The sequence below is a fragment of the Paracoccus indicus genome, assembly GCF_003056335.1.
GTDB lineage: Bacteria > Pseudomonadota > Alphaproteobacteria > Rhodobacterales > Rhodobacteraceae > Paracoccus > Paracoccus indicus.
Genome location: NZ_PYWA01000009.1, coordinates 51,826 through 73,767, shown reverse-complemented (window position 1 = coordinate 73,767; position 21,942 = coordinate 51,826). Strand labels below are relative to the sequence as shown.

Below are 21,942 nucleotides of genomic sequence, written 5' to 3'. Positions count from 1 at the left end.
GTGGCCAACTGGAATGAGGCCCCCGATGGACGATCTGACCCCGCTGCGCCAGCTTTGGCTTGACCGCATCAACTCTGCCACCGATCCCGCCGCCATCGAGGAGGTGCGTCTTGCCGCCCTTGGCAAGAAGGGCGAGATCAGCCTGAAGATGCGCGAACTGGGCAAGATGACGCCCGAGGAACGCCAGACCATCGGCCGCAGCCTGAACGAGCTGCGCGACGAGATCGACGCCGCCCTGCGCGCCCGCAAGCTGTCGCTGGAAGATGCCGCCTTGGAAGCGCGACTGGCCGAGGAATGGCTGGATGTCACCCTGCCGGGCCGCCCGCGTCCCCGCGGCACCATCCACCCGATCAGCCAGGTCACCGAGGAAATCACCGAGATCTTCGCCGACATGGGCTTTGCCGTGGCCGAAGGCCCGCAGGTCGAAAGCGACTGGTACAACTTCGACGCGCTGAACATCGCGCCCGAACATCCCGCGCGTCAGGAACACGACACCTTCTTCATGCACCGCGAGCCGGGCGACGACCGCCCGCCGCATGTGCTGCGCACCCATACCAGCCCCGTGCAGATCCGCGCCATGCAGGATCAGGGCGCGCCGATCCGCGTCATCGCGCCGGGCCGCGTCTATCGCATGGACATGGACCAGACGCATACGCCGATGTTCCACCAGATCGAGGGGCTGGCCATCGGTCGCGACATCAGCATGGCGCAGCTGAAATGGACGCTGGAGGAATTCTGCCGCGCCTTCTTCGAGGTCGACGAGGTCGAGCTGCGCTTCCGCGCCAGCCACTTCCCCTTCACCGAACCCTCGGCCGAGGTGGACATCCGCTGTTCTTGGGAAGGTGGTCAGCTGAAGGTCGGCCAGGGCGATTCCTGGTTGGAGATCCTGGGATCCGGCATGGTGCATCCGCATGTGCTGCGGTCGGCTGGCATCAATCCCGACGAATGGCAGGGCTTTGCCTTCGGCATCGGCATCGACCGCCTGGCGATGCTGAAATACGGCATCCCCGACCTGCGCGCCTTCTTCGAAAGCGACCTGCGCTGGCTGCGCAACTATGGCTTTGCGGCCGGTGACACGCCCAGCCTGTCGGGTGGTCTGTCCGCATGAGCCTCTGGGGCGGCATCTTCCAGCATCACCGGCGCGAGGCATCCGATGCAACGCGCCGCACCTATGCCCGGTTCGAGATCGCCCATACCATCGTCGATTTCGGAGCGGCGCTCTGCTTCATCATCGGTTCGATCATGTTCTTTTCGGACGCATGGCAGACACCGGCGACATGGTTCTTCACCATCGGCTCGTTCCTCTTCGCGGCAAAGCCGACGCTGAAGCTGTGGCGGGAAATCAAGCTCTATCACATGGGCAAGACCGAGAAGCTGGCCGACCGCATCGGCTGAAGCGCTCAGGCCAAGCGGCGCCTGATGTCGTTCTTGTCGCGGTCGATCATGCCGGGGATCAGGAACAGGTCGATCACGCACCAGAGCGCGACGAAGGCCACCGGGATCCAGCCGATCAGGATCGGCGTCATCAACCAGCCCAGGCCCCATGTGACCAGCATCAGCAGCCCGCTGATCCAGCGGCCCAGATACATGCGGTGCACGCCGAACCCCCACAGGAAGATCAGCAGCAGATAGGCCACGAAGGGCGATTTCGCCTCGTTCGCGACGCGCTGTTCGATCAGAAGCTGTCGGTCGGTCTGCATCCTGTGTCGGCCTTTCTCATGGCGGGCCCAAAGCGACCCCCTTATCAGTTAGGCGCGAAACGCCGCCGCACAAGGTCCCTCGGACTGTGCCAAGGGCCGCGGAACCCGCCGATGGGGGCAAAAAACCACGATCCGTCTTGACCCTTGGCCCCTTGCGCGGTTCAAGGCTGCAAACCCATCCCCGCCACATGCCTGCGCGGGCCGGAACCCGGAAAGCCACAGTCATGAAGTTCACCCTGTCCTGGCTCAGAGAGCACCTCGAGACCACCGCCACCGTCGATCAGATCGCCGAGGCGTTGACCGACATGGGGCTGGAGGTCGAAGAGATCGTCGACCCCGCTGCCAAGCTGGGCAGCTTCACGCTGGCGCGGGTCGAACATGCCGAACAGCATCCCGACGCCGACCGGTTGCGCGTCTGCCGCGTGATGACGGATGAGGGCGAAAAGCAGATCGTCTGCGGCGCACCCAACGCACGGGCGGGCATCACGGTGGTTCTGGCCAAGCCGGGCGATTACGTGCCGGGTCTGGATGTCACCCTCAGCGTCGGCAAGATCCGCGGCGTGGAAAGCCACGGCATGATGGCATCCGAGCGCGAGATGGAGCTGTCGGACGAACATGACGGCATCATCGAGCTGCCCTCGGGCGAGGTCGGCCAGCGCTATGTCGACTGGCTGGCGCAGAACGCGCCCGACAAGATCGACCCGATGATCGACATCGCCATCACCCCGAACCGCCCCGATGCGCTTGGGGTCCATGGCATCGCCCGCGATCTGGCGGCGCGGGGCCTGGGCGTCCTGAAGCCGGTCAAGCAGGCCAATGTCACCGCCGGTTTCGACTGCCCCATCAGCGTGACCATCGCCGATGAGGTGGCCGCCAAGGCACCCTTCTTCGCGGGCCGCATGGTGCGCGGCATCAAGAACGGTCCCAGCCCCGAATGGCTGCGCAAGCGCCTTACCGCCATCGGCCTGCGCCCGATCAACACGCTGGTGGACATCACCAATTACTTCACCTTCGACCTGAACCGCCCGCTGCATGTCTTCGACGCGGCCAGGGTTTCGGGCAATCTGACCCTGCGCGGCGCGCGTGCGGGCGAGGAGCTGGTGGCGCTGGACGACAAGACCTATGCCCTGCCCGAAGGCGCCGTCGTCATCTGCGACGACAAGGGCGTGGAAAGCATCGCCGGCATCATGGGCGGCGCGGCCTCGGGCGCGCAGGACGACACCGTCGACGTCTTCATCGAGGCGGCCTATTTCGATCCCATCGCCACCGCCACGGCCGGCCGCGCGCTGAAGATCAACAGCGACGCCCGCTATCGCTTCGAACGCGGCATCGACCCTGCCTTCACGCTGCACGGGCTGGACCTGGCCACTCAGATGGTCCTGGACCTCTGCGGGGGCGAGGCTTCGACGGTCGTGACGGCAGGCCAGATGCCGCAGCCGGACCGCGCCTATCGCCTGGACCCGGCGCGCACCACCCGCCTGATCGGCATGGACATCCCCGAGGACCAGCAGCGCGCCACGCTGGAGGCGCTTGGCTTCCGGTTGGAAGGCGACATGGCGCATGTGCCGTCCTGGCGTCCCGACGTCTTGGGCGAGGCCGATCTGATCGAGGAGATCGCCCGCATCGTCAGCCTGTCCAAGCTGCAGGGCAAGCCGCTGGCGCGTCCGCAGGCCGGTGTTCCCAAGCCCGTGCTGACCCCCTTGCAGATGCGCGAACGGACCGCGCGGCGCATGGCGGCATCGCTTGGCTACAACGAATGCGTGACCTACAGCTTCATCGACCAGCCCTCGGCGGCGCTGTTCGGGGGCGGGCAGGACGCCGTTCGGGTCGAAAACCCCATCAGCAGTGAAATGTCGCACCTGCGTCCCGACCTGCTGCCCGGCCTGCTGGCCGCTGCCGCCCGCAACCAGGCACGCGGGGCCGCCGATCTGGCCCTGTTCGAGATGGGCCCCGTCTTCACCGGCGGCGAGCCGGGCGATCAGGCCATGCGTATCACCGGCCTGCTGGTCGGTCATAACGCCGTCCGCGATCCCTATGGCAGCCGCCGCAAGGTGGATCTCTATGACGCCAAGGCCGATGTCGAGGCGATCCTGCAGGCTATCGGCGCCCCCGCCAAGGCCCAGATCAACCGCAAGCTGGACGTATGGTGGCATCCGGGTCGCGCGGGCAATATCGCGCTTGGCCCGAACGTGCTGGCGACCTTCGGCGAGGTTCACCCCCGCGTCCTGCGCGAGATGGGCGTCAAGGGACCGGCGGTCGCCTTCACGGTGAACCTGGCCGCGGTGCCCTTCCCCAAGACGCGCACGACAACCCGTCCGGCGCTGGACGCCGCGGGCCTGCAGGCCGTCGACCGCGATTTCGCCTTCGTGGTCGATCCCAAGGTCGAGGCGCTGACCCTGGTCAATGCCGCGGCAGGGGCCGACAAGGCGCTGATCCAGTCGGTCTCGGTCTTCGACCAGTTCACGGGGCTGGAAGATGGCCGCAAGTCCATCGCCATCACCGTGCGCCTGCAGCCGCGCGACAAGACCCTGACCGACGCCGATATCGAGGCGGTCGCCGCCAAGGTCATCGAAAAGGTCCAGAAGGCCACCGGCGGCACGCTGCGCGCCTGATGCAACCGACGGGGCTGCCCTTCAGGGGCGGCCCCATTTTTCATAGGCGGCCCTGAAATCGGGGTCCTCGGCGGCGGCCTGCTGGATTGTCAGCCCCGCTTGGGCCGCCTGCCATGCATGCCGGATCGATCTGACGCCCGCAGCGGGACCGTTCGGATGGCCGTGGATGCCGCCTCCGCCCAGATACATCAGGTCCAGCGTCTGGCCGGTGCGCCGCCATGTCTCGAAGGCCTGTCCGCCCCATTGCCCCGAGCAGACGACCGGCAGGGGGCGGTCGGCATCGCTAAAGATCGGGCGGCTGACATCGGCGAAGGATTGCACGAAGCTGTCGTCGGGTTCCCAGTATTTCGCGCCGATGCCGTTGATCTGGAACTGATCGAGGCCCAGCAGCCGCCAGATCTGCTGATAGGGGCCGAAGTCGTATCCCAGCCCCGGGTGGCGGGTCAGCAGGTCCCACCCGTTGCGATGTGCATGCAGGCACAGCTGCGACCGTTTGCGCAAGAAGCTGAAGCCTCCGTGCCCGACCGAGTTGATGTTGACGACCGCCGCATTGCCGCCCTGCGCCACGACGTGATCATGGTTGCGCATCATCACGTCGGGATCGGCGGATGAGATGCCAAAGGCATACATCACCTTCTTGCCCGTGCGGTCGGCGTGGTCGCGGATCACCGGCATGATCGCATCGACGCGGGCCTTCAGCGGGGCATAGGCGGGCGACATCATCTTTTCATCGTCCTTGATGAAATCGACGCCCGCCTCGCAGAGCATCCTGACGACCTGCGCGGTGTCTTCGGGCGACAGCCCGAGCGAGGGCTTGATGATCGAGGCGATCATCGGCCCCTGCGGCACGCCCATCAGTCGGCGCGAGCCTTCGATGCCGAACTGCGGGCCGGGGTGGCAGGCGAACGCTTGCGGCAGGTCCAGTCCCACGACGCGGATGCCGGTCAGGCCGCGCATGGCGAAGACCCCGCCGGTGGTGACGGTTATCAGGGCCGCGATGTCGGTGCCGATCGACTCCAGCGGATAGGCGATGGTGGCGCGGGCGCGGCGGAACGGGCCGGTGATGCCCGCCCCTTGCGGGATCGCGGGCTGGTCGTGATCGGGCAGGGGGGTGAGGCTTTCGACGCGGGCTGCGTGGCGGGCGCGCAGGGCTTCGGTCTCGCCGGGAAGCTCGGTGAAGGTGCCGGTGGACTGATCGGCGGCGATCTTGGCGGCGATGGCCTCGGGGTCGCCCGGCGTTTCGATCAGATAGGTGACGCGGATCATCTGGGTCATGCCTGGGCCTTTCGGGTCGTGTCGCGGGGGCCGCCGCCGTCGCGGATCCAGCCGAAGTAGTCCTGCGACCCCATCTGGCCGCCTTTCAAGGCGATCTCCAAGCCGTCATGGGTGCCGTCGCCATAGGCCTGGCACAGCGCCGCGCCGGGAATGGTGGGGGCCTTGGCGACCAGCGCCGACAGCCCAAGCTGGCGCATGGCATGGCCCGAACTGTCGCCACCGGAAATCACCGCGCGCCTGATGCCCGATCCGCGCAAGGTGGCGTCAAGGATGCGGCCAAGGGCCTGCCCGATGCGGCGGTTGGCGATTTCCGGGTCCATGCCGCTGGCAGCCAAGGCATCGCGGAAGGCGGCCACCTGCGGTCCCTGATGACCAGTGGCGGAATGCACCAGCGGGCTGAGGCCATCAGCCGCAGCCTGCAATGCGGCGCGGGTTGCACGGGCTTCCTCGGCCGCCAGATCGGCGTCGGATCCGCAGGCAGCGCGGGCATCGAAGGGGATCATCGCAAAGCCGTTCTGCCCCGCCCAGTCCAACTGCGCCGCCGTCACCGGCGACACCGATCCTGACACGGCGGCGATCCGGTCAACCCTGCCTGCCGATGCGGGGGGCGGGGCCGGTGGGATCATCCCAATGTTCTGCCAATGCCGGACCAGCGCATATTCGATGCCCTGGCTGCCCGCGACCAGCCCCATCCGGTCGCGGTTATCCCAGATCAGGCGGCCTGCGGCAGCCTCGGATGCGGGCTCCATGCTGTCGATGGAGAGGATGCGCGCGCCTTGGGCAATCAGCGCATCGAGGCGGGGCTGGGGGTCGGCCAGCGCCTCGAGGTCGATCAGGCCCATGGGCAGATCGGTTTGGGCGGACAGATGGCGCAGCAGGTCGGATTCGGTCATTGGCGTGACGGGGTGATGGGCCATGACCGGATGACGGTCCAACCGGAAGACCCCATCGGGCGTACCCGCAAACAGATGCCCGAACGCCTGAAAGCGCCGCATCTGAGGGGCCGCCGTCAGCAGCGGCACGGCCTGCGAGGGGCGGACGCGCAGCCCCGCCTCGATCGCAGCGCCGATGGATCCGCTGTTCGGGGCCGAATCGAAGGTCGAACAGATCTTGTAATGCAGCAGGTCGGGGGACAGCCCGTCCAGCACGGCGAACAGATCGGGCAGGTGGTCCCGCATCCAGTCGGGGCCGTGCGCGCGTGCCGTGGTGGCGATGCCGATGCCCCGCGCATCGGTGAAGCGGTCCAGCAGAGCCCTGGACGGCACATCCGTGAACAGGACCGAGGCGATACCTGCGAATTGCAGAACCTCCATCACGGCGGCGGAGCCGGTGAAATCGTCGCCCAGCCATGCGACCAGCGGCGTGTTTTTTCGCATATGCCCCCCGAGCCATGCTTGACATGATGCCATTATTATCATCTCATCATACCAGTTAAAGCAAGATCTGATTCCGATGGGGGGATGACATGACAAAAGTGGCGCTGTTCGGGGCTGGCGGGAAAATGGGCGTGCGCCTGGCCACCAACCTGGCCAAGACCGACTTCCGGGTGGCCCATGTCGAGGCCAGCCCGATCGGTCGCGACCGCCTGAAATCGGAAACCGGTCTGGATTGCGTGGCGCAGGACGCCGCGCTGCAGGATGCGCAGGTGGTCATTCTGGCGGTGCCCGATACCGTGATCGGCAAGGTCGCCGCGCAGGTGGTGCCGACGCTGGCACCCGGCACGATGGTCGTCGTGCTGGATGCAGCGGCACCATTTGCGGGCCATCTGCCGGAGCGCGACGACATCACCTACTTCGTGACCCATCCCTGTCATCCGCCCATCTTCAACGACGAATCCACCCCCGAGGGCCGCGCCGACCATTTCGGCGGGGTGGCGGCGCAGCAGGGCGTGGTCAACGCGCTGATGCAGGGCCCGCGCGAACACTACGAGTTGGGTGACCGGATCGCCCGCGCCATCTATGCCCCCGTCGCCCGCACCTATGAGGTCACCGTCAAGCAGATGGCCATGCTGGAGCCGGGCCTGTCGGAAACCGTCTGCGCCTCGCTGCTGACCGTCATGCGCGAGGCGATGGATGAAACCGTCCGCCGCAGCGGTGTCAGCCATGAATGCGCCCGCGACTTCCTGCTGGGGCACATGAACATCCTTGGCGCGGTGATCTTCGAGGAACGCCAGGGCGCGTTTTCCGACGCCTGCAACAAGGCCATCGAGTTCGGCGTGCCGATGCTGATGCGCGACGACTGGAAGCGCGTCTTCGAATGGGACGAGATCGAGGCCAGCATCCATCGCATCACCTGACGACCAACCCGGCGCCCGCGGGAGGGCGCGCGCCGGGTCTTATCATCCAAGGGGGGAAACACCGACATGACCAGATACGCCAGCCTCGGCCTTGCCATGGCCGCCATGATTGCCGCCATCCCGATGGGGGCGCAGGCGCGCACGATGAACATGGCCTTCACGCCGCCCGCCGACAGCCACTACGGCGATGCGGGCCGCGCCTTCGCCGAAAAGATCGCCGAACTCTCGGATGGCGAATTCGAGGTTGCCCTGCGTCCGGCGGGTGCCCTTGGCGGCGAACGCGACGTGATCGAGGGGCTGCAGATCGGCACGGTGGAACTGACAATTTCGTCCACAGGCCCCATCGGGAATTTTGTGCCAGCCGTCTATGCGCTGGATTTCCCGTTCCTGTTCAAGGATTACGACAGCGCCCACCAGGTCCTGGACGGAGAGATCGGGCAGGATATCCTTGACCAGTTCAGCGATCACGGGTTGGTCGGTCTGGCCTGGGCCGAAAACGGGTTCCGGCATGTGACGAACTCGATCCGGCCCATTGAGACGCCCGAGGACCTTGAGGGGCTGAAGCTGCGCACCATGGAGAACGAGGTTCATATCGCCGCCTTCGAGGCCGCCGGTGCCGCCCCCACCCCCATGAGCTGGACCGAGGTTCTGACATCGCTGCAACAGGGCACGATCGACGGGCAGGAAAACCCCATCACCATCGTCACGGCGAACAACATGTGGGAAATCCAAGACAACATCACGCTGACGGGCCATGTCTATTCGCCCGCCGTCGTCGCCATGTCCGCGATCCATTACGATGCGCTGACCCCCGAACAGCAGGGCTGGTTCCGCGAGGCCGCCCATGCCGCGGCCGAGGCATCCCGTGCCACCGTCGCCAAGAACGAGGTCGAGGGCATCGCGCTGATGAAGGAAAACGGCATGAACGTCGTGGAGGACATCGACAAGGATGCCTTCATCAAGGCCGTCCAGCCCGCCTATGACCAATATGCCGATCAGTATTCGCCCGAGCTGATCCAGCGTATCCGCGACGCGCAGCAGTAAGCCCGACCGGACCGGGGCAGCCCGGTCCGCCCATCCTGCACGGGGAACATCATGACACCACTCCGGTCCACGGGCGAGGTCATCGTCCGGATTGCGCATAACCTCTCGGCGCTGCTTCTGGCGGTCGCGACGGCGCTGGTCTTCTTTCAGGTCGTGACGCGTTTTGTCCTCGGCGACGCCGTCGGCTGGTCCGAGGTTCTGGCCCGCGGGCTGATCGTCTGGTCCACCCTGCTGGCCGCCGCCGCCGGCTTCCGGCTGGGCGCGATGATCCCCATCGATTTCCTGCGCAGCCTGCTGCCCGCGAACCTGCAGATCTGGGTGATCCGGCTGGTCACGGTGCTGACGCTGACGCTGCTGGTGATCCTTGTCTGGCAGGGCTGGGCCATGACCATGCGCGTGCAGGCGCAGCGGGTCGCCATGCTGGGCACCTCGATGAGCTGGTTCTACGCCGCCATCCCCATGGGCGCCTTGGCCGCGATCGCGGGCGTGATCCTGCACCATCTGGACCAGGAAAGGCAGCAGCCATGAACGCCGCCCTTGCCACGGCGCTGATCGCACTCTTTGCCCTGTCGGTTCCGGTGGCGGTCTCCATCGGGCTGGCCTCGGTCTTTGCGATCCATTTCCATTCGAACCTGCCCTTGCTGGTCGTCCCGCAGAAGATGTTCACGGGGCTGGACAGCTTTCCGCTGATGGCGGTGCCCTTCTTCATCCTAGCGGGCGCGATCATGACGCATGGAGGCATCTCGGCGCGACTGGTCGATCTGGTGAAATCCTTGGTCGGCAACGTGCAGGGCGGGCTGGCCAGCTGCTGCGTGCTGACCTGCATGCTGTTCGCCGCGATCTCGGGGTCGTCCGTGGCCACGACCTTCGCGGTGGGGTCGATCCTGATCCCGGCGATGATGCGCCACGGCTATCCGGTCGGAATGGCGGGGGCGATCCAGGCGTCATCTGCGGAACTCGGGGTGATCATCCCGCCCTCGGTGCCGCTGATCCTCTATGCTGTCTCGACCGAGACCTCGATCACGCGGCTGTTCCTGGCGGGGCTGGTGCCGGGCCTGCTGATCGCGGGCGGGCTGGTCGTGATGGTGCAGATCTGGTGCCGCGTCAAAGGTTACGGCCTGCGCGACGCCGAGGGTCGCCAGCCGATCCTGCCCGCGTTGCGCCGGTCCTTCGGGGCGCTGATGATGCCGGTGATCATCGTCGGCGGCATCTATGGCGGCATCTTCACCCCGACCGAGGCCGCCGCCGTATCGGTGATCTATGCGCTGATCCTCAGCCTGATCGTCTATCGCGAGATCGGCTGGCGCGACCTGCCGGGGATATTCCGTGGCGCGGCCGTGTCATCGGGCGCGATCATGCTGATCATCTCGGCGGCGGCTCTGTTCAGCTTCCTGATCAGCCTGTCGGGTCTGCCCAATGCCATCGGGGATTGGGCGCAGGACAATTTCGCCTCGGCGCTGACCTTCCTGCTGGGGGTGAACCTGCTGCTGCTGGTCGTCGGCATGTTCATCGAGACATCGGCCGCCATCCTGGTGCTGGCCCCGATCCTGACGCCGGTGGCGATCGGCTATGGCATCGATCCGGTGCATTTCGGCATCGTCATCGTGGTGAACCTGGCGCTTGGCATGATCACGCCGCCCTTGGGGGTGAACCTCTTCGCCGCCGCTGCCGTGGCCCGCGTGCCGGTGCAGGCGCTGTTCGGGTCGCTGGTCTGGCCGATCCTCGTGGTCGTGTCGCTGCTGATGGCGATCACCTATGTGCCGATGATCTCGCTTGGGATCGGCTGGATCGTCATGCCTTAGGTCAGCATGTTATCATACCTGTTGACATGATGATGATTCGTGACCAGCATTCGGGATGTCAGAGAGGAACGGGCAGCAAGCCCGGCTGACCACAGGGAGGAAAACATGACACTGAAATCCAGGCTGATCAGTTCAGCTATCGGGCTTGCCATGGCCGCCGCCATGCCCGCCCTTGCCTACGCCGAGGGCCTGATCGCCATCATCACCCCCAGCCACGACAACCCCTTCTTCAAGGCCGAGGCCGTGGGTGCGGAACAGCGCGCGCAGGAGCTGGGCTATGAAACCGTCGTGATGGTTCATGACGACGACCCCAACAAGCAGTCCGAGCTGTACAACACCGCCGTCGCCCGCGGCGCCAAGGCGATCATCCTGGACAATGCCGGGGCCGATGCCACGGTCGCCGCCGTCCAGAGCGCCAAGGATGCGGGCGTGCCATCCTTCCTGATCGACCGCGAGATCAAGGAATCCGGCATCGCCGTCAGCCAGATCGTCTCGAACAACTATCAGGGCGCGCAGCTGGGGGCCGAGGAATTCGTCCGTCTGATGGGCGAAGAGGGCAAATATGCCGAACTGCTGGGCCGCGAGGCGGATACCAACGCGGGCATCCGATCCTCGGGCTATCACGACATCATCGACCAGTATCCGGATCTGGAGATGGTCGCCCAGCAGACCGCCAATTGGTCCCAGACCGAGGCCTATGAGCGGATGGAGACCATCCTTCAGGCCCATCCCGACATCAGCGGCGTGATTTCCGGCAATGACACCATGGCGATGGGTGCATGGGCCGCGCTGGAAGCTGCGGGCCGGACCGATGTGATCGTCGTGGGCTTCGACGGTTCGAACGACGTGCGCGATTCCATCAAGGCGGGCGGCATCAAGGCCACCGTGCTGCAGCCAGCCTATCGCCAAGCGCAGCTGGCCGTCGAACAGGCGGACGAATACCTCAAGAACGGCAGCACCGGGCTGGACGAAAAGCAGCTGATGGATTGCGTGCTGATCAATGCCGACAACGCCGACAAGCTGGAAACCTTCGCGCTTGCCGAGTGACACCTGCGGCCCGGCGCGATGCCGGGCCATTCCCCAACCCCGGAGCGACGCATGACCCATGCGATGACCGCAGGCCTGGCCCTGATGCTGGCTCTGGGCGGCCTGACCGCCTGCAAGATCGTCCCCGATCCCGACCCGGAAACCACCGCCGCGCCGATGGATGACGCGCAGCGCATGGCGCAGCTGGCGGGGCAGATCTTCGACGACAAGCTGGTGCCCTTCGTGGCCGACCGCGCCGTCGATACCGCAAGGCTGAAATCCGCGCTGGCGGGCGGGCTGGACGCGGCGGGCAAGGCTCATGGCGTCCGCCCGAGGTCCGAGGGCAGCCCGTGGAACTTCCTGCTGGCCGATCAGGGCAGCGTCGTCGCCTCTGACCGCGAATCCCGTGCGGCGACCATGGCGCTGGATACCGATGGCGACGGGCAGGGCGATGTGACCGTGCAGCTGGGTCCGGTGATCCGTGGCACCTCGCTGCGCGATGCAGCGGATTTCTTGGTCTTCACCGATTTCCGCGACCAGATCGAATTCGCCAAGCTGGCCCGCGCCTTGAACGACGCGGCCTTCGAACGGATCACGCTGCCCGAGGGCGACCTGACAGGCACGATCTTCCGGTTCCAGGGCGCCGCCACCCTGCGCAGCGCGGGTGACGACATCGTCATCGTGCCGACGATGTTGCAGCAGGTGACGCCATGACCATCGGGCTGCAGATCCGCGGCGGCACCAAGGTCTATCCCGGCACGCGGGCGCTGAAATCGGTGGATTTCGACCTGCACATGGGGGCGGTCAACGTGCTGGTCGGGGAAAACGGCGCGGGCAAGTCGACGATGATGAAGGTCATCGCGGGCGTCGAGCAGCTGACCGAGGGCCAGATCCTGATGGAGGGTCGCCCCGTCCATTTCGCCGGCACGCAGGATGCCCGCCGCCACGGCATCGGCATCGTCTTTCAGGAATTGAACCTGTTTCCGAACCTGACCGTCGCCGAGAACATCTTCATCGGCCGCGAAATGACCCGCGCGGGCGTCGATATCGACATGGCCGCGCAGCGCCGCGCCACGCGCGATCTGATGGCACGGCTGGAACACGACATCTCGCCCGATGCCCTAGTGGGTGATCTGCGGGTGGGTCAGCAGCAGATCGTCGAAATCGCCAAGAGCTTAGCGCAGGACGCCCGCATCCTGATCCTGGACGAGCCGACCTCGGCCCTCTCCGCCGCCGAGGTCGAGATCCTGTTCCGCGTCATCGACGACCTGCGCCGCGACGGGGTGGGCATCGTCTATATCTCGCACCGGCTGGAGGAGTTGCTGCGGATCGGCGATTACATCACGGTGCTGCGCGACGGCGCGATCACCGGCGCCCGCCCGATGGAGGGCGTCGATCTGGCGTGGATCGTGCGCAGCATGATCGGCGGGGCCTCGAAAGATTACGCCAAGACCGACGATCACCCCTTCGGCGACGAGATCTTCCGCGCCGAGGATGTCTGCCTGCCCCGACCGGGTGGCGGGCTGGCAGTGGATCACGTGTCGATGTCGCTGCGGGCGGGGGAGATCCTTGGCGTCTATGGGCTGATGGGCGCGGGCCGCAGCGAGTTTCTGGAATGCGTCATCGGGCGGCACGGCCACGCGGCGGGCCGGTTCTTCGTCGCGGGCGAACCGCTGCGCAGCCGCAGCGTCGCGGGCCGCATCCGCCAAGGCATCGCCCTGATCCCCGAGGATCGCAAGAACGACGGCCTTGTCCAGATGCTGTCGATCCGGGAAAACATGACGCTCTCCAGTCTGGATGCCATCACCACCGGTTTCCACATGGACCTGGGCGCGGAAAAACGCAGGGTCGCGGATTTCGTCAAGCGGCTGACGGTCAAGATCGCCTCGATGGAAAACCCGGTCTCCAGCCTGTCGGGGGGCAACCAGCAGAAGGTGGTGATCGGCAAGGCGCTGATGACCAGGCCGCGCATCCTGCTGATGGATGAACCCTCGCGCGGGATCGATATCGGCGCCAAGGCCGAAGTCTTTCGCACCATGCGCCAACTGGCTGCCGAAGGGCTGGGCATCATCTTCGTCACCTCGGACCTGGAGGAGCTGATGGCCCTGTCGGACCGCATCATCGTCATGTCCAACGGGCGCGTGACCGGCGAATTCGACCGGCATGACGCCACCGAAACCGCCGTGGTCGCGGCCTCGGCCAAGGGCCACAGCACAGACAGGAACGTCGCATGACCCATATCGCAACGCAGGCCCCGCGGGGTCAATCCGGGCAGGCCCTTCTGGTGCTGCTGAAGGCGCGGACCTTCATCGCGCTGATCCTGGTCTTCGCCTTCTTCGCCTTCGCCGCGCCGAACTTCCTGTCGACCGCGAACATGGTGATCATGTCGAAACATGTCGCGCTGAACGCCTTTCTGGCGATCGGCATGACCTTCGTCATCATCTCGGGGGGGATCGACCTGTCGGTGGGGTCCATCGTGGGGCTGTGTGGCATGGTTGCGGGCTGGCTGGTGCTTTACGGCATCGATCTGGGCCTTGGCTGGTCGATCCAGTTCAACACGATCGAGATCTGCCTGCTGGTCATGGCCGTGGGTATTGGCGTCGGCGCGGTGAACGGCTTTCTGATCACCAAGCTGAACGTCGCCCCCTTCATCGCCACGCTTGGCACGCTCTACGTCTGTCGCGGGGCGGCCATGCTGTCATCCGATGGCCGCACCTTTCCGAACCTGAACGGCAATCCCGAATACGGCTCCGATACCTTCCGCCTGATTGGGGCGGGCAATTTCCTGGGCCTGCCGGTGTCGATCTGGATGCTGATCGTCGTGGCCATGGTCGCGGCCTATGTCGCGCGGCGGACACCGCTTGGGCGCTATGTCTATGCGGTGGGCGGGAACGAGCGCGGGGCGGCGCTGTCGGGCGTCAAGGTCAACCGCATCAAGATGTTCGTCTATATGTTCAGCGGGCTCTGCGCGGCGCTGGTCGGGCTGATCGTGTCATCGCAACTGGTCGCGGCGCATCCCGCCACCGGTCAGGCGTTCGAGCTGAACGCCATTGCCGCAGCCGTGCTTGGCGGCACGTCGATGTCGGGCGGGCGGGGCCGGATCGGCGGCACCATCGTCGGGGCCTTCGTCATCGGCGTCCTCTCGGACGGGCTGGTGATGATGGGCGTGTCGTCATTCTGGCAGACCGTCATCAAGGGGCTTGTCATCATCGCCGCGGTGGTGGTCGATCAGGCGCAACAGAAACTTCAGGCTCGGGTCGCGCTGCAATCCGAAGCCGCAATGGGAAAGTGACGTCATGCTGAAAGGTGCCTTGATCGGCTGCGGGTTCTTTGCGCAAAACCAGATGCACGCGTGGCAGATGATCGAGGGCGTGCAGATCGTCGCCCTCTGCGACATGGATCAGGACCGCTGCGACCGGACCGCCCGTGATTTCGGCGTGGCAAGGACCTATGCCGACGCCGTGCAGATGATGGCGGCCGAGGATCTGGATTTCGTCGATATCGCCACCACCGTCGGCTCGCACCGGATGCTGGTGCAGGCGGCGGCCGATGCGGGGTTGCACGTCATCTGCCAGAAGCCCTTCGCCGAAACGATGGAGGATGCCCGCGCCATGGTTGCCGCCGTCGAGGGCGCGGGCCGCACGCTGATGGTGCACGAGAACTTCCGCTGGCAATCGGCCATCCGCGCCGCCATCGCCACGCTGAACGATGGCGCCATCGGCACGCCGTTCTTCGGGCGGGTCAGCTTCCGGTCGGGCTATGACGTGTTTTCGGGCCAGCCCTATCTGGCGACGGACCCGCGGTTCATCATCCAGGATCTGGGCATCCATATCCTGGACATCTCTCGCGCGCTGTTTGGCGATGTGGCGCGGATCTCGGCCAGCACCACCCGCATCAACCCCGCCATCAAGGGCGAGGATGTGGCCACGATGATGCTGGACCACGAAGGCGGCGTCACCTCGGTCGTCGATTGTTCCTATGCCACCCGCCGCACACCGGAAACCTTCCCGCAAACCCTCTTGGAGATCGACGGCGACCAAGGCACGCTGCGGCTGGACGCGGGTTATCGTCTGGTGATCCAGAACGCGGCGGGCGAGGACATCCGCGATGTCGCACCGCCGCTGCTGCCTTGGGCCGAACGTCCCTGGCACAACATCCAGGAAAGCGTCCATCTGATCCAGGCGCATTTCGTCGACTGCCTGCGGGCGGGCAGGCAGCCGGAAACCTCGGGCCACGACAACCTGAAGACGCTGGCCCTGGTCGAAGCCGCCTATGCCTCGGCCCGTGACGGATCGCGGGTGGATATGGCGGGCTGGTGATGGATCTGCGGGCGCTTTACGGGACCGATATTCCCCCCGTGCAGGGTCGGCGGCTGGTGGCGGGCGATGCCGCCGTCACGCTGGAAAGCGGCCAGCTGCGCCATCTGACCGTTGCGGGGGTCGAGGCGATCCGTGCTGTGTCCTTTCTGGTCCGCGACCGCGATTGGGGGACCGTGACGCCCCGTATCGACGATCTGACCATCACCGACGGTTGCAACGTCACCTATCGCGCCACCTATGACATGGGCACGGGTCGGATCGTGGCCGATGTCGCGCTGCGCCTGCGTCCGGACGGGATGGAGGCGCAGGTGACGGCGCGCTGCTCGGGGCAGGTCTGGACCAATCGCGCGGGCTTTACCGTGCTGCATCCGATCGACGGTGTCGCAGGTGCGCCCGTCAAGGTCGAACACGCCGATGGCAGCGTGACGGACGGGTATTTCCCCGACCTGATCGCGCCGTGGCAGCCCTTCCAGCAGATCACCGGCCTGATCCACCGCGCAGGCGACAGAATGATCACCTGCCGCCTGACCGGCGACGTCTTCGAGATGGAGGATCAGCGCCAATGGGGCGATGCCTCGTTCAAGACCTATAACCGCCCGCTGGCCTTGCCCTGGCCCTATCAACCCGATGCGGTCTTTCGGCAGGCCGTGCGCGTGACATGGCAGCCTGCGCAGGACGTCGCCCCACCTGCATGGGTGCCGCCGACCCGCACGGCGGTCTTTCCACAGACGGCGCTGGTCCTGACGGGCCGTGATGCCGGACGCGCCGCCCGCACCCCCGGCGATCTGCGCAACATCGATCCATCGCGCATCCTGTGCCATCTGGACGCCGCAGCGGGTCCGCTTGGGCCCGATCTGGCGGGTTTCGCGCGGCTTCAGGCGGAATTCCCCGATCTGCCGATGGATCTGGAGCTGATCGCGCTTTGCCCCCCGGGCGGCGATCTGGAGGCGGAATTCGCCGCCTATGCGCAGGCGGTGCGGGATGCGGGGTTGCGTGCGGCTTCGGTCATGGTGACGCCCTCGGTCGATCGGCAATCGACGCCGCCGGGGTCCGAGTGGCCGCCATGCCCGCCCATCGCCGATATCCACGCCGCCGCCCGCCGCGCCTTTCCCGATCTGCCCCTTGGCGGCGGTGCCGCCAGCTTCTTCCCCGAGCTGAACCGCAAGCCCGCGCTAGCAGGGGATGCGGATTTCGTGACCCACGGGTTGTGCCCCATCGTCCATGCCGCGGATGATCTCTCGGTGATCGAGACCCTGCAGGCGGTGCCGCATATCCTGGCCTCGGGGCGGGGGATCATCGGCGCGCGCGATTACAGGCTGGGGCCGTCCACCATCGCCATGCGCCAGAACCCCTATGGCAGCCGGACGATCCCCAATCCGGACCGTGATCGCATCTGCATGGCCGATGACGATCCGCGTCAGGACGGCGCTTTCGCCGCCGCCTGGACCTTGGGACTGGCCACGGCCATGGCGGGGGCGGGGCTGACGGTCTGGACGCCCGCCGCGCTCTATGGCCCGCGCGGGCTGATCCGCGAAGATGGCACCGCCCGCCCGCTTGCGGCATTGGTCGCGGCACTGGCGGCCTGTGCGGGCCAGCCGGTGCTGCGGGCCGAAGTGACGGATCACCGTGCCGAACTGGATCTGCGCGATGTCGGCTTCCTTGCCAATCTGTGTCCGCAGCCCGATGAGGCGGCGGATCTTGTCGGCTTCGGATGGCGGCAAACTGCCGCTAAGGATTTGCACAGCCCCGCCGCAACGCCTAGGTCTTGAGGGACGCAGCCAAGAGGCGATTGATGAAGAAAGATGCAGCCCCCGTGGCTCAGGACCGGATCGTCAGGCGCAAGCTGTCGGACGAGGTCTTCGACCGCCTTCGCGCGATGATGGCCAGCGGCGAACTGCCCCCCGGCGCGCCCATGCCGTCCGAACGCGACCTGATGGAGCGTTTCGGCGTCGGCCGCCCCGCCGTGCGCGAGGCCTTGCAGCACATGCACACGATGGGGCTGATCACCATCAGCCACGGCGAACGCAGCCGGGTGAACGAACTCAGCGCCGACAGCGTCCTCAGCCGCGTCGACGACGTGGCCCGCATGCTGCTGTCGTCGGAACCCGAACAGCTGGAGCATCTGAAGATGGCGCGTCGCATGTTCGAATGCGGGCTGGTTCGCGTTGCGGCACAGAGGGCCACGGCCAAGGACATTGCCGACCTGCGCGATCTGGTGTCCCGGCAGCGCGACCAGATGGGCGATGCCTCGGCCTTCGTGACCACCGACATGGCCTTTCACGCCCGCATCGCCGCCATTTCGGAAAACCCGATCCTGATCGCGACCAGCCAGTCGCTGCTGCGCTGGCTGTTCCATTACCACGGGCTGCTGCTTCATTGGTCGGGAAACGAGGATGTGACCCTGCGCGAACACGACCACATCATCGACCTGCTGGAGGCCCATGACGACGAGGCTGCCGTGACGGCGATGCAGGCGCATCTGGACCGATCCAACACGCTCTACCGGCACCACCACTGACGCCGCGGGCGGATGGAACCGAACATGCACTTCATCGACCGCGATTATCGCTTCGTCGCCATCGACGTCGAGACCGCCAATGGCAACCGCCACAGTATCTGCCAGGTGGGCATGGCGATGGTGGCCCATGATGGGCGCATCGACACCCATGGCTTCTTCGTCGATCCCGCCGAGCCTTTTCAAAGCTTCAATTCGCAGCTGCACGGGATCGACGCGGATACCGTGCGCGGCAGCCCGCGATTCGCCGAGGCCCTGGCCCCGGTCCGTGCGTTTCTGGAGCGCCACGCGCTGGTCCAGCACAGCAATTTCGACAAGATGGCGTTTGACGCCGCCTGCGCACGCGACGGGCTGGCCCCCTTGGCCAGCGCGTGGTCCGACAGCGTGCGCATCGCCCGCAAGGCCTGGCCGGAACTGCGCGGCTATGGCGGGCATGGGCTGGGGAACCTGAAGGAGGTGCTGAAGCTGGACTTCAAGCATCATGACGCGGTCGAGGATGCCTGGGCGGCCGCGCAGGTGGTGATGCTGGCTGAACAGCGCACCGGGCAGGGGTTCGCGGAACTGGGGGCGACGGCGGCCTCGAAGTCGCGCTATCCCGCCAGCATCGGCTTGCCGGGGAACGAACAGGGGCCGTTCTTCGGCCAATCGGTTTGCTTCACGGGGCGCTTGGGGCTGGACCGGATGCAGGCCTCGCGCATGGCGGCAGAGGCGGGGTTCGAGGTGCGAACCGGCGTCACCAAGGCACTGACCCTGCTGGTCGTCGGCGATCAGGATGCGGATGCTGCCGTCACCACGAAACAACGCCGCGCGCAGGATCTGATCGCGAAGGGCGCGGACCTGCGCATCCTGACCGAAACCGAGTTCGGCGATCTGCTGACGATGTGAGGGGTCTTTGGAGCGGGCGGCGGGAATCGAACCCGCGTCTCTTGCTTGGAAGGCAAGGGTCTTACCATTACACAACGCCCGCGTCGGGGTGACTTATATGCGGCCCTTGCGCGGGGTTCAAGCGGCCCTAGCGACGCGCGGCAAAGAAATCGCGCAAAATATCGCGGGCGGCATCGGCGGCCAGCCCGTCATAGACCTGCGGGCGGTGATGGCATTGCGCGTGATCGAAGACACGCGCCCCATGCGCAACGCCACCCATCCGCTGATCGCCCGCACCGTAATACAAGCGGTTGATTCGCGCCGCCGAAATGGCCGCGGCACACATGGGGCAGGGCTCCAGCGTCACCCAGAGGTCATGGCCGATCAGCCGTTCCGACCCGATGGCCGCGCAGGCGGCGCGGATGGCCAGAACCTCGGCATGGGCCGTGGGGTCGCATAATTCGCGGGTCCGGTTGCCCGCGGCCGCCACGACGCGCCCCTGCGGATCGGTGATCACGGCGCCCACCGGCACCTCGCCGCGCAGGGCGGCGGCGCGGGCTTGATCCAGCGCCATGGGCATGTGACTGATGAAGGCGGCCATGAGATGCTTGTGGCAAGTCCCGCCCATCCGCGCAAGCCGGGGAAAGAAACGCTTCCCTCGGGGCGGTTCAGGGCGTAGAAGCCCCTCTTTGCCCCGCAGAGATGCGAAGGAGACGCGCATGAGCGACGAAAACACCCCCAAGAAGAACGAACTCGCCAAGGCTGACGGCACCGACCGTATCGCCAAGGTCATGGCACGCGCAGGCGTCGCCAGCCGCCGCGAGGCCGAGCGCATGATCGTCGAAGGTCGCGTGACGGTGAACGGCAAGAAGATCACCAGCCCCGCGCTGGACGTGAAGCCCACCGATCAGATCGTCGTGGACGGCAAGAAGCTGGACGAGCCGCAGGAAACGCGACTGTGGCTCTATTACAAGCCGATCGGGCTGATCACCTCGGAATCGGACGAGCTGGGCCGCCAGACGGTCTTCGACGCCCTGCCGCGCGATCTGCCGCGCGTCATGACCGTGGGACGGCTGGATTTGAATTCCGAAGGTCTGCTGCTGCTGACCAATGACGGCGACCTGAAGCGCCGGTTGGAGCTGCCCTCGACCGGATGGCTGCGCCGTTACCGCGTGCGCGTCAACGGCACGCCAAGCGACATGACCTTCGATCCGCTGCGCCGAGGCGTCAAGATCGAGGGCGAGGATTTCGCCCCGATGGAGATCAAGCTGGACAGCCAGCAGGGCGCGAACGCCTGGCTGAGCGTCGGCATCCGCGAGGGCAAGAACCGAGAGATCCGCCGCGCCATGGCCCATGTCGGCCTGCAGGTGAACCGACTGATCCGCATCGGTTACGGCCCCTTCAAGCTGACAGGCATGGACAAGAACGAGGTGACCGAGGTCAAGCGCAAGGTTCTGCGCGACCAGTTGGGCGGTCTGCTGACCGGCGAGGCCGAGGACAAGCCGCGCGAGATGCGCCCCCGTGGCGCCGAAAGCCGCTTTGCCCGCTCCGAGGGTCGCGGCGATGCAGGCCCGCGCAGCTTTGGCAGCAAGCCGGGCGGCAAGGTCTTCGGCGCGCGGTCGCGTGACGATGATCGCGGGGACCGTGGCGATCGTCCGGCCCGCAGCTGGGGCGACAAGCCTGCCCGTCAGGCCGACGGCGAGCGTCCGCGCTTCGCCGGCAAACCCGGCGGCTCGCGCCCCGAGTTCGGCGACCGTCCCCGTCCCGCAGGCGACAAGCCGCGTTGGAGCAAATCGGGTGGCGACGACCGCAAGCCCTATGGCAAGCCGCGCGACGGCGACGACAGCCGCCCCTCGCGCTTTGCAGGCAAGCCGGGGGGCGACCGCAAGCCCTGGGGTGCACGTGACAATGCCGATGGCCCGAAGAAGCCCTACGCCCCCCGTGATGGCGGCGACCGCAAGCCCTGGGGTGCGCGTGATAATGCGGATGGTCCGAAGAAGCCCTACGCCCCGCGTGATGGCGGCGACCGCAAGCCTTGGGGTGCGCGTGATAACGCGGATGGCCCGAAGAAGCCCTATGCGCCGCGTGATGGCGGTGACCGAAAGCCCTATGCGCCGCGTGGCGAAGGGGGCGGCAAGCCGCGTCCCGCCGGGGGTGGCAAGGGCTTTGGTGGACCGCGGGGTGATCGGCCCTCGGGTGGGGGCTTCAAGCCGGGCGGAAAGCCCGGTGGTGGCAAACCGCGCGGACCGCGGGGCTGAATAAAAAAGCCGGGCCATATGGCCCGGCTTTTGTCATTTCGTCAGGATCAGTTTGCCTGCCCGGGTGATGCGCAGCTGATAGACCTGATCGTCCAGCGTGATCAGGGCCTGATTGCCGCCCTGCGTCAGCTGTTCGGCATCATGCAGCGGCAGATGCGAGAAAACCGAGGTCGAACCGGGGCGGGAGAAGTCTGCAGGGCGGGTTGCGGTCATGATCAGCCTCTTGGTGTG

The 21,942-nt window shown here is 66.4% G+C and carries 21 protein-coding genes and 1 tRNA gene; 16 read left to right on the top strand and 6 right to left on the bottom strand.

Features of this window, described 5'->3' with window-relative positions:
* Positions 1–25 precede the first annotated feature (25 nt).
* Both pheS and DDE75_RS14560 read left to right on the top strand, forming a co-directional pair.
* Positions 26–1,108, top strand: coding sequence for a phenylalanine--tRNA ligase subunit alpha (pheS, locus tag DDE75_RS14565; protein ID WP_108503117.1), 1,083 nt, complete (start codon positions 26–28; stop codon positions 1,106–1,108).
* Positions 1,105–1,395 carry a YrhK family protein gene (locus tag DDE75_RS14560; protein ID WP_108503116.1) on the top strand — a complete coding sequence of 97 codons (291 nt, stop codon included), beginning with the start codon at positions 1,105–1,107 and terminating at the stop codon, positions 1,393–1,395. The genes pheS and DDE75_RS14560 overlap by 4 nt, the downstream gene beginning before the upstream one ends.
* Before the next feature lie 5 nt (positions 1,396–1,400).
* On the opposite strand, the gene DDE75_RS14555 is transcribed toward DDE75_RS14560, so the two are convergent.
* Positions 1,401–1,700, bottom strand: coding sequence for a TM2 domain-containing protein (locus tag DDE75_RS14555; protein ID WP_108503115.1), 300 nt, complete (start codon positions 1,698–1,700; stop codon positions 1,401–1,403).
* 224 nt (positions 1,701–1,924) lie between these two features.
* Here DDE75_RS14555 and pheT point away from each other — a divergent pair, with 224 nt between their 5' ends.
* A complete protein-coding gene (gene pheT, locus DDE75_RS14550) occupies positions 1,925–4,312 on the top strand; it encodes a phenylalanine--tRNA ligase subunit beta (protein WP_108503114.1) in 2,388 nt (795 codons plus the stop codon).
* A 21-nt stretch (positions 4,313–4,333) separates the two neighbouring features.
* Here pheT and oiaX read toward each other — a convergent pair whose 3' ends face one another.
* The gene (gene oiaX, locus DDE75_RS14545) at positions 4,334–5,587 is read right to left on the bottom strand and encodes a 3-oxo-isoapionate-4-phosphate decarboxylase OiaX (protein ID WP_211659364.1); all 1,254 of its coding nucleotides are present in this window, start codon (positions 5,585–5,587) and stop codon (positions 4,334–4,336) included.
* Complete coding sequence (locus DDE75_RS14540; RefSeq protein ID WP_211659363.1) at positions 5,584–6,963, bottom strand: four-carbon acid sugar kinase family protein; 1,380 nt, start codon at positions 6,961–6,963, stop codon at positions 5,584–5,586. The genes oiaX and DDE75_RS14540 overlap by 4 nt, the downstream gene beginning before the upstream one ends.
* Before the next feature lie 89 nt (positions 6,964–7,052).
* Here DDE75_RS14540 and DDE75_RS14535 point away from each other — a divergent pair, with 89 nt between their 5' ends.
* The 12 genes from DDE75_RS14535 (at position 7,053) to DDE75_RS14480 (ending at position 19,474) form a co-directional block, all read left to right on the top strand.
* Positions 7,053–7,883, top strand: coding sequence for a phosphogluconate dehydrogenase C-terminal domain-containing protein (locus tag DDE75_RS14535; protein WP_108503111.1), 831 nt, complete (start codon positions 7,053–7,055; stop codon positions 7,881–7,883).
* A 66-nt stretch (positions 7,884–7,949) separates the two neighbouring features.
* Entirely contained in the window at positions 7,950–8,927 is a 978-nt protein-coding gene (locus tag DDE75_RS14530) for a TRAP transporter substrate-binding protein (protein ID WP_108503110.1), read from the top strand.
* A 51-nt stretch (positions 8,928–8,978) separates the two neighbouring features.
* Positions 8,979–9,455 (top strand): TRAP transporter small permease, encoded by a 477-nt coding sequence (locus tag DDE75_RS14525; RefSeq protein WP_108503109.1) that lies wholly within the window; start codon positions 8,979–8,981, stop codon positions 9,453–9,455.
* Complete coding sequence (locus DDE75_RS14520; protein WP_108503108.1) at positions 9,452–10,729, top strand: TRAP transporter large permease; 1,278 nt, start codon at positions 9,452–9,454, stop codon at positions 10,727–10,729. The genes DDE75_RS14525 and DDE75_RS14520 overlap by 4 nt, the downstream gene beginning before the upstream one ends.
* A 105-nt stretch (positions 10,730–10,834) precedes the next feature.
* Complete coding sequence (locus tag DDE75_RS14515) at positions 10,835–11,776, top strand: D-ribose ABC transporter substrate-binding protein (RefSeq protein WP_108503107.1); 942 nt, start codon at positions 10,835–10,837, stop codon at positions 11,774–11,776.
* Positions 11,777–11,839: 63 nt separating this feature from the next.
* On the top strand, positions 11,840–12,469 hold the full coding sequence (locus DDE75_RS14510; RefSeq protein WP_108503186.1) for a DUF2291 family protein: 630 nt from the start codon (positions 11,840–11,842) through the stop codon (positions 12,467–12,469).
* A complete protein-coding gene (locus DDE75_RS14505) occupies positions 12,466–13,989 on the top strand; it encodes a sugar ABC transporter ATP-binding protein (RefSeq protein ID WP_108503106.1) in 1,524 nt (507 codons plus the stop codon). The genes DDE75_RS14510 and DDE75_RS14505 overlap by 4 nt, the downstream gene beginning before the upstream one ends.
* Positions 13,986–15,047 carry an ABC transporter permease gene (locus DDE75_RS14500; RefSeq protein ID WP_108503105.1) on the top strand — a complete coding sequence of 354 codons (1,062 nt, stop codon included), beginning with the start codon at positions 13,986–13,988 and terminating at the stop codon, positions 15,045–15,047. The genes DDE75_RS14505 and DDE75_RS14500 overlap by 4 nt, the downstream gene beginning before the upstream one ends.
* Before the next feature lie 4 nt (positions 15,048–15,051).
* The gene (locus DDE75_RS14495; RefSeq protein ID WP_108503104.1) at positions 15,052–16,074 is read left to right on the top strand and encodes a Gfo/Idh/MocA family protein; all 1,023 of its coding nucleotides are present in this window, start codon (positions 15,052–15,054) and stop codon (positions 16,072–16,074) included.
* Positions 16,074–17,843, top strand: coding sequence for a D-apionate lactonase family protein (locus DDE75_RS14490; RefSeq protein ID WP_418304190.1), 1,770 nt, complete (start codon positions 16,074–16,076; stop codon positions 17,841–17,843). Before DDE75_RS14495 ends, DDE75_RS14490 begins: the two co-directional genes overlap by 1 nt.
* A 23-nt stretch (positions 17,844–17,866) precedes the next feature.
* Positions 17,867–18,592 (top strand): transcriptional regulator NanR, encoded by a 726-nt coding sequence (locus DDE75_RS14485; protein WP_108503103.1) that lies wholly within the window; start codon positions 17,867–17,869, stop codon positions 18,590–18,592.
* Between the two features lie 24 nt (positions 18,593–18,616).
* Positions 18,617–19,474 carry an exonuclease domain-containing protein gene (locus DDE75_RS14480; protein ID WP_245894762.1) on the top strand — a complete coding sequence of 286 codons (858 nt, stop codon included), beginning with the start codon at positions 18,617–18,619 and terminating at the stop codon, positions 19,472–19,474.
* Between the two features lie 8 nt (positions 19,475–19,482).
* Here DDE75_RS14480 and DDE75_RS14475 read toward each other — a convergent pair.
* Together DDE75_RS14475 and DDE75_RS14470 are read right to left on the bottom strand one after the other, a co-directional pair.
* A tRNA-Gly gene (locus DDE75_RS14475) sits at positions 19,483–19,556 on the bottom strand.
* A 45-nt stretch (positions 19,557–19,601) separates the two neighbouring features.
* The gene (locus DDE75_RS14470; RefSeq protein ID WP_108503101.1) at positions 19,602–20,054 is read right to left on the bottom strand and encodes a nucleoside deaminase; all 453 of its coding nucleotides are present in this window, start codon (positions 20,052–20,054) and stop codon (positions 19,602–19,604) included.
* 118 nt (positions 20,055–20,172) lie between these two features.
* Between DDE75_RS14470 and DDE75_RS14465 the strand changes: the two genes are divergently transcribed.
* Positions 20,173–21,711, top strand: coding sequence for a pseudouridine synthase (locus DDE75_RS14465; RefSeq protein ID WP_108503100.1), 1,539 nt, complete (start codon positions 20,173–20,175; stop codon positions 21,709–21,711).
* A 33-nt stretch (positions 21,712–21,744) separates the two neighbouring features.
* Here the strand turns inward: DDE75_RS14465 and hemP are convergent, their stop codons facing one another.
* Positions 21,745–21,924 (bottom strand): hemin uptake protein HemP, encoded by a 180-nt coding sequence (gene hemP / locus DDE75_RS14460; RefSeq protein WP_108503099.1) that lies wholly within the window; start codon positions 21,922–21,924, stop codon positions 21,745–21,747.
* Between the last annotated feature and the right edge of the window lie 18 nt (positions 21,925–21,942).

Bases quoted from the DNA above. Each gene is read 5' to 3' on its own strand.
- pheS (WP_108503117.1), top strand. From the start codon at position 26: ATGGACGATCTGACCCCGCTGCGCCAGCTTTGGCTTGACCGCATCAAC.
- DDE75_RS14560 (WP_108503116.1), top strand. From the start codon at position 1,105: ATGAGCCTCTGGGGCGGCATCTTCCAGCATCACCGGCGCGAGGCATCC.
- DDE75_RS14555 (WP_108503115.1), bottom strand. From the start codon at position 1,700: ATGCAGACCGACCGACAGCTTCTGATCGAACAGCGCGTCGCGAACGAG.
- pheT (WP_108503114.1), top strand. From the start codon at position 1,925: ATGAAGTTCACCCTGTCCTGGCTCAGAGAGCACCTCGAGACCACCGCC.
- oiaX (WP_211659364.1), bottom strand. From the start codon at position 5,587: ATGACCCAGATGATCCGCGTCACCTATCTGATCGAAACGCCGGGCGAC.
- DDE75_RS14540 (WP_211659363.1), bottom strand. From the start codon at position 6,963: ATGCGAAAAAACACGCCGCTGGTCGCATGGCTGGGCGACGATTTCACC.
- DDE75_RS14535 (WP_108503111.1), top strand. From the start codon at position 7,053: ATGACAAAAGTGGCGCTGTTCGGGGCTGGCGGGAAAATGGGCGTGCGC.
- DDE75_RS14530 (WP_108503110.1), top strand. From the start codon at position 7,950: ATGACCAGATACGCCAGCCTCGGCCTTGCCATGGCCGCCATGATTGCC.
- DDE75_RS14525 (WP_108503109.1), top strand. From the start codon at position 8,979: ATGACACCACTCCGGTCCACGGGCGAGGTCATCGTCCGGATTGCGCAT.
- DDE75_RS14520 (WP_108503108.1), top strand. From the start codon at position 9,452: ATGAACGCCGCCCTTGCCACGGCGCTGATCGCACTCTTTGCCCTGTCG.
- DDE75_RS14515 (WP_108503107.1), top strand. From the start codon at position 10,835: ATGACACTGAAATCCAGGCTGATCAGTTCAGCTATCGGGCTTGCCATG.
- DDE75_RS14510 (WP_108503186.1), top strand. From the start codon at position 11,840: ATGACCGCAGGCCTGGCCCTGATGCTGGCTCTGGGCGGCCTGACCGCC.
- DDE75_RS14505 (WP_108503106.1), top strand. From the start codon at position 12,466: ATGACCATCGGGCTGCAGATCCGCGGCGGCACCAAGGTCTATCCCGGC.
- DDE75_RS14500 (WP_108503105.1), top strand. From the start codon at position 13,986: ATGACCCATATCGCAACGCAGGCCCCGCGGGGTCAATCCGGGCAGGCC.
- DDE75_RS14495 (WP_108503104.1), top strand. From the start codon at position 15,052: ATGCTGAAAGGTGCCTTGATCGGCTGCGGGTTCTTTGCGCAAAACCAG.
- DDE75_RS14490 (WP_418304190.1), top strand. From the start codon at position 16,074: ATGGATCTGCGGGCGCTTTACGGGACCGATATTCCCCCCGTGCAGGGT.
- DDE75_RS14485 (WP_108503103.1), top strand. From the start codon at position 17,867: ATGAAGAAAGATGCAGCCCCCGTGGCTCAGGACCGGATCGTCAGGCGC.
- DDE75_RS14480 (WP_245894762.1), top strand. From the start codon at position 18,617: ATGCACTTCATCGACCGCGATTATCGCTTCGTCGCCATCGACGTCGAG.
- DDE75_RS14470 (WP_108503101.1), bottom strand. From the start codon at position 20,054: ATGGCCGCCTTCATCAGTCACATGCCCATGGCGCTGGATCAAGCCCGC.
- DDE75_RS14465 (WP_108503100.1), top strand. From the start codon at position 20,173: ATGAGCGACGAAAACACCCCCAAGAAGAACGAACTCGCCAAGGCTGAC.
- hemP (WP_108503099.1), bottom strand. From the start codon at position 21,924: ATGACCGCAACCCGCCCTGCAGACTTCTCCCGCCCCGGTTCGACCTCG.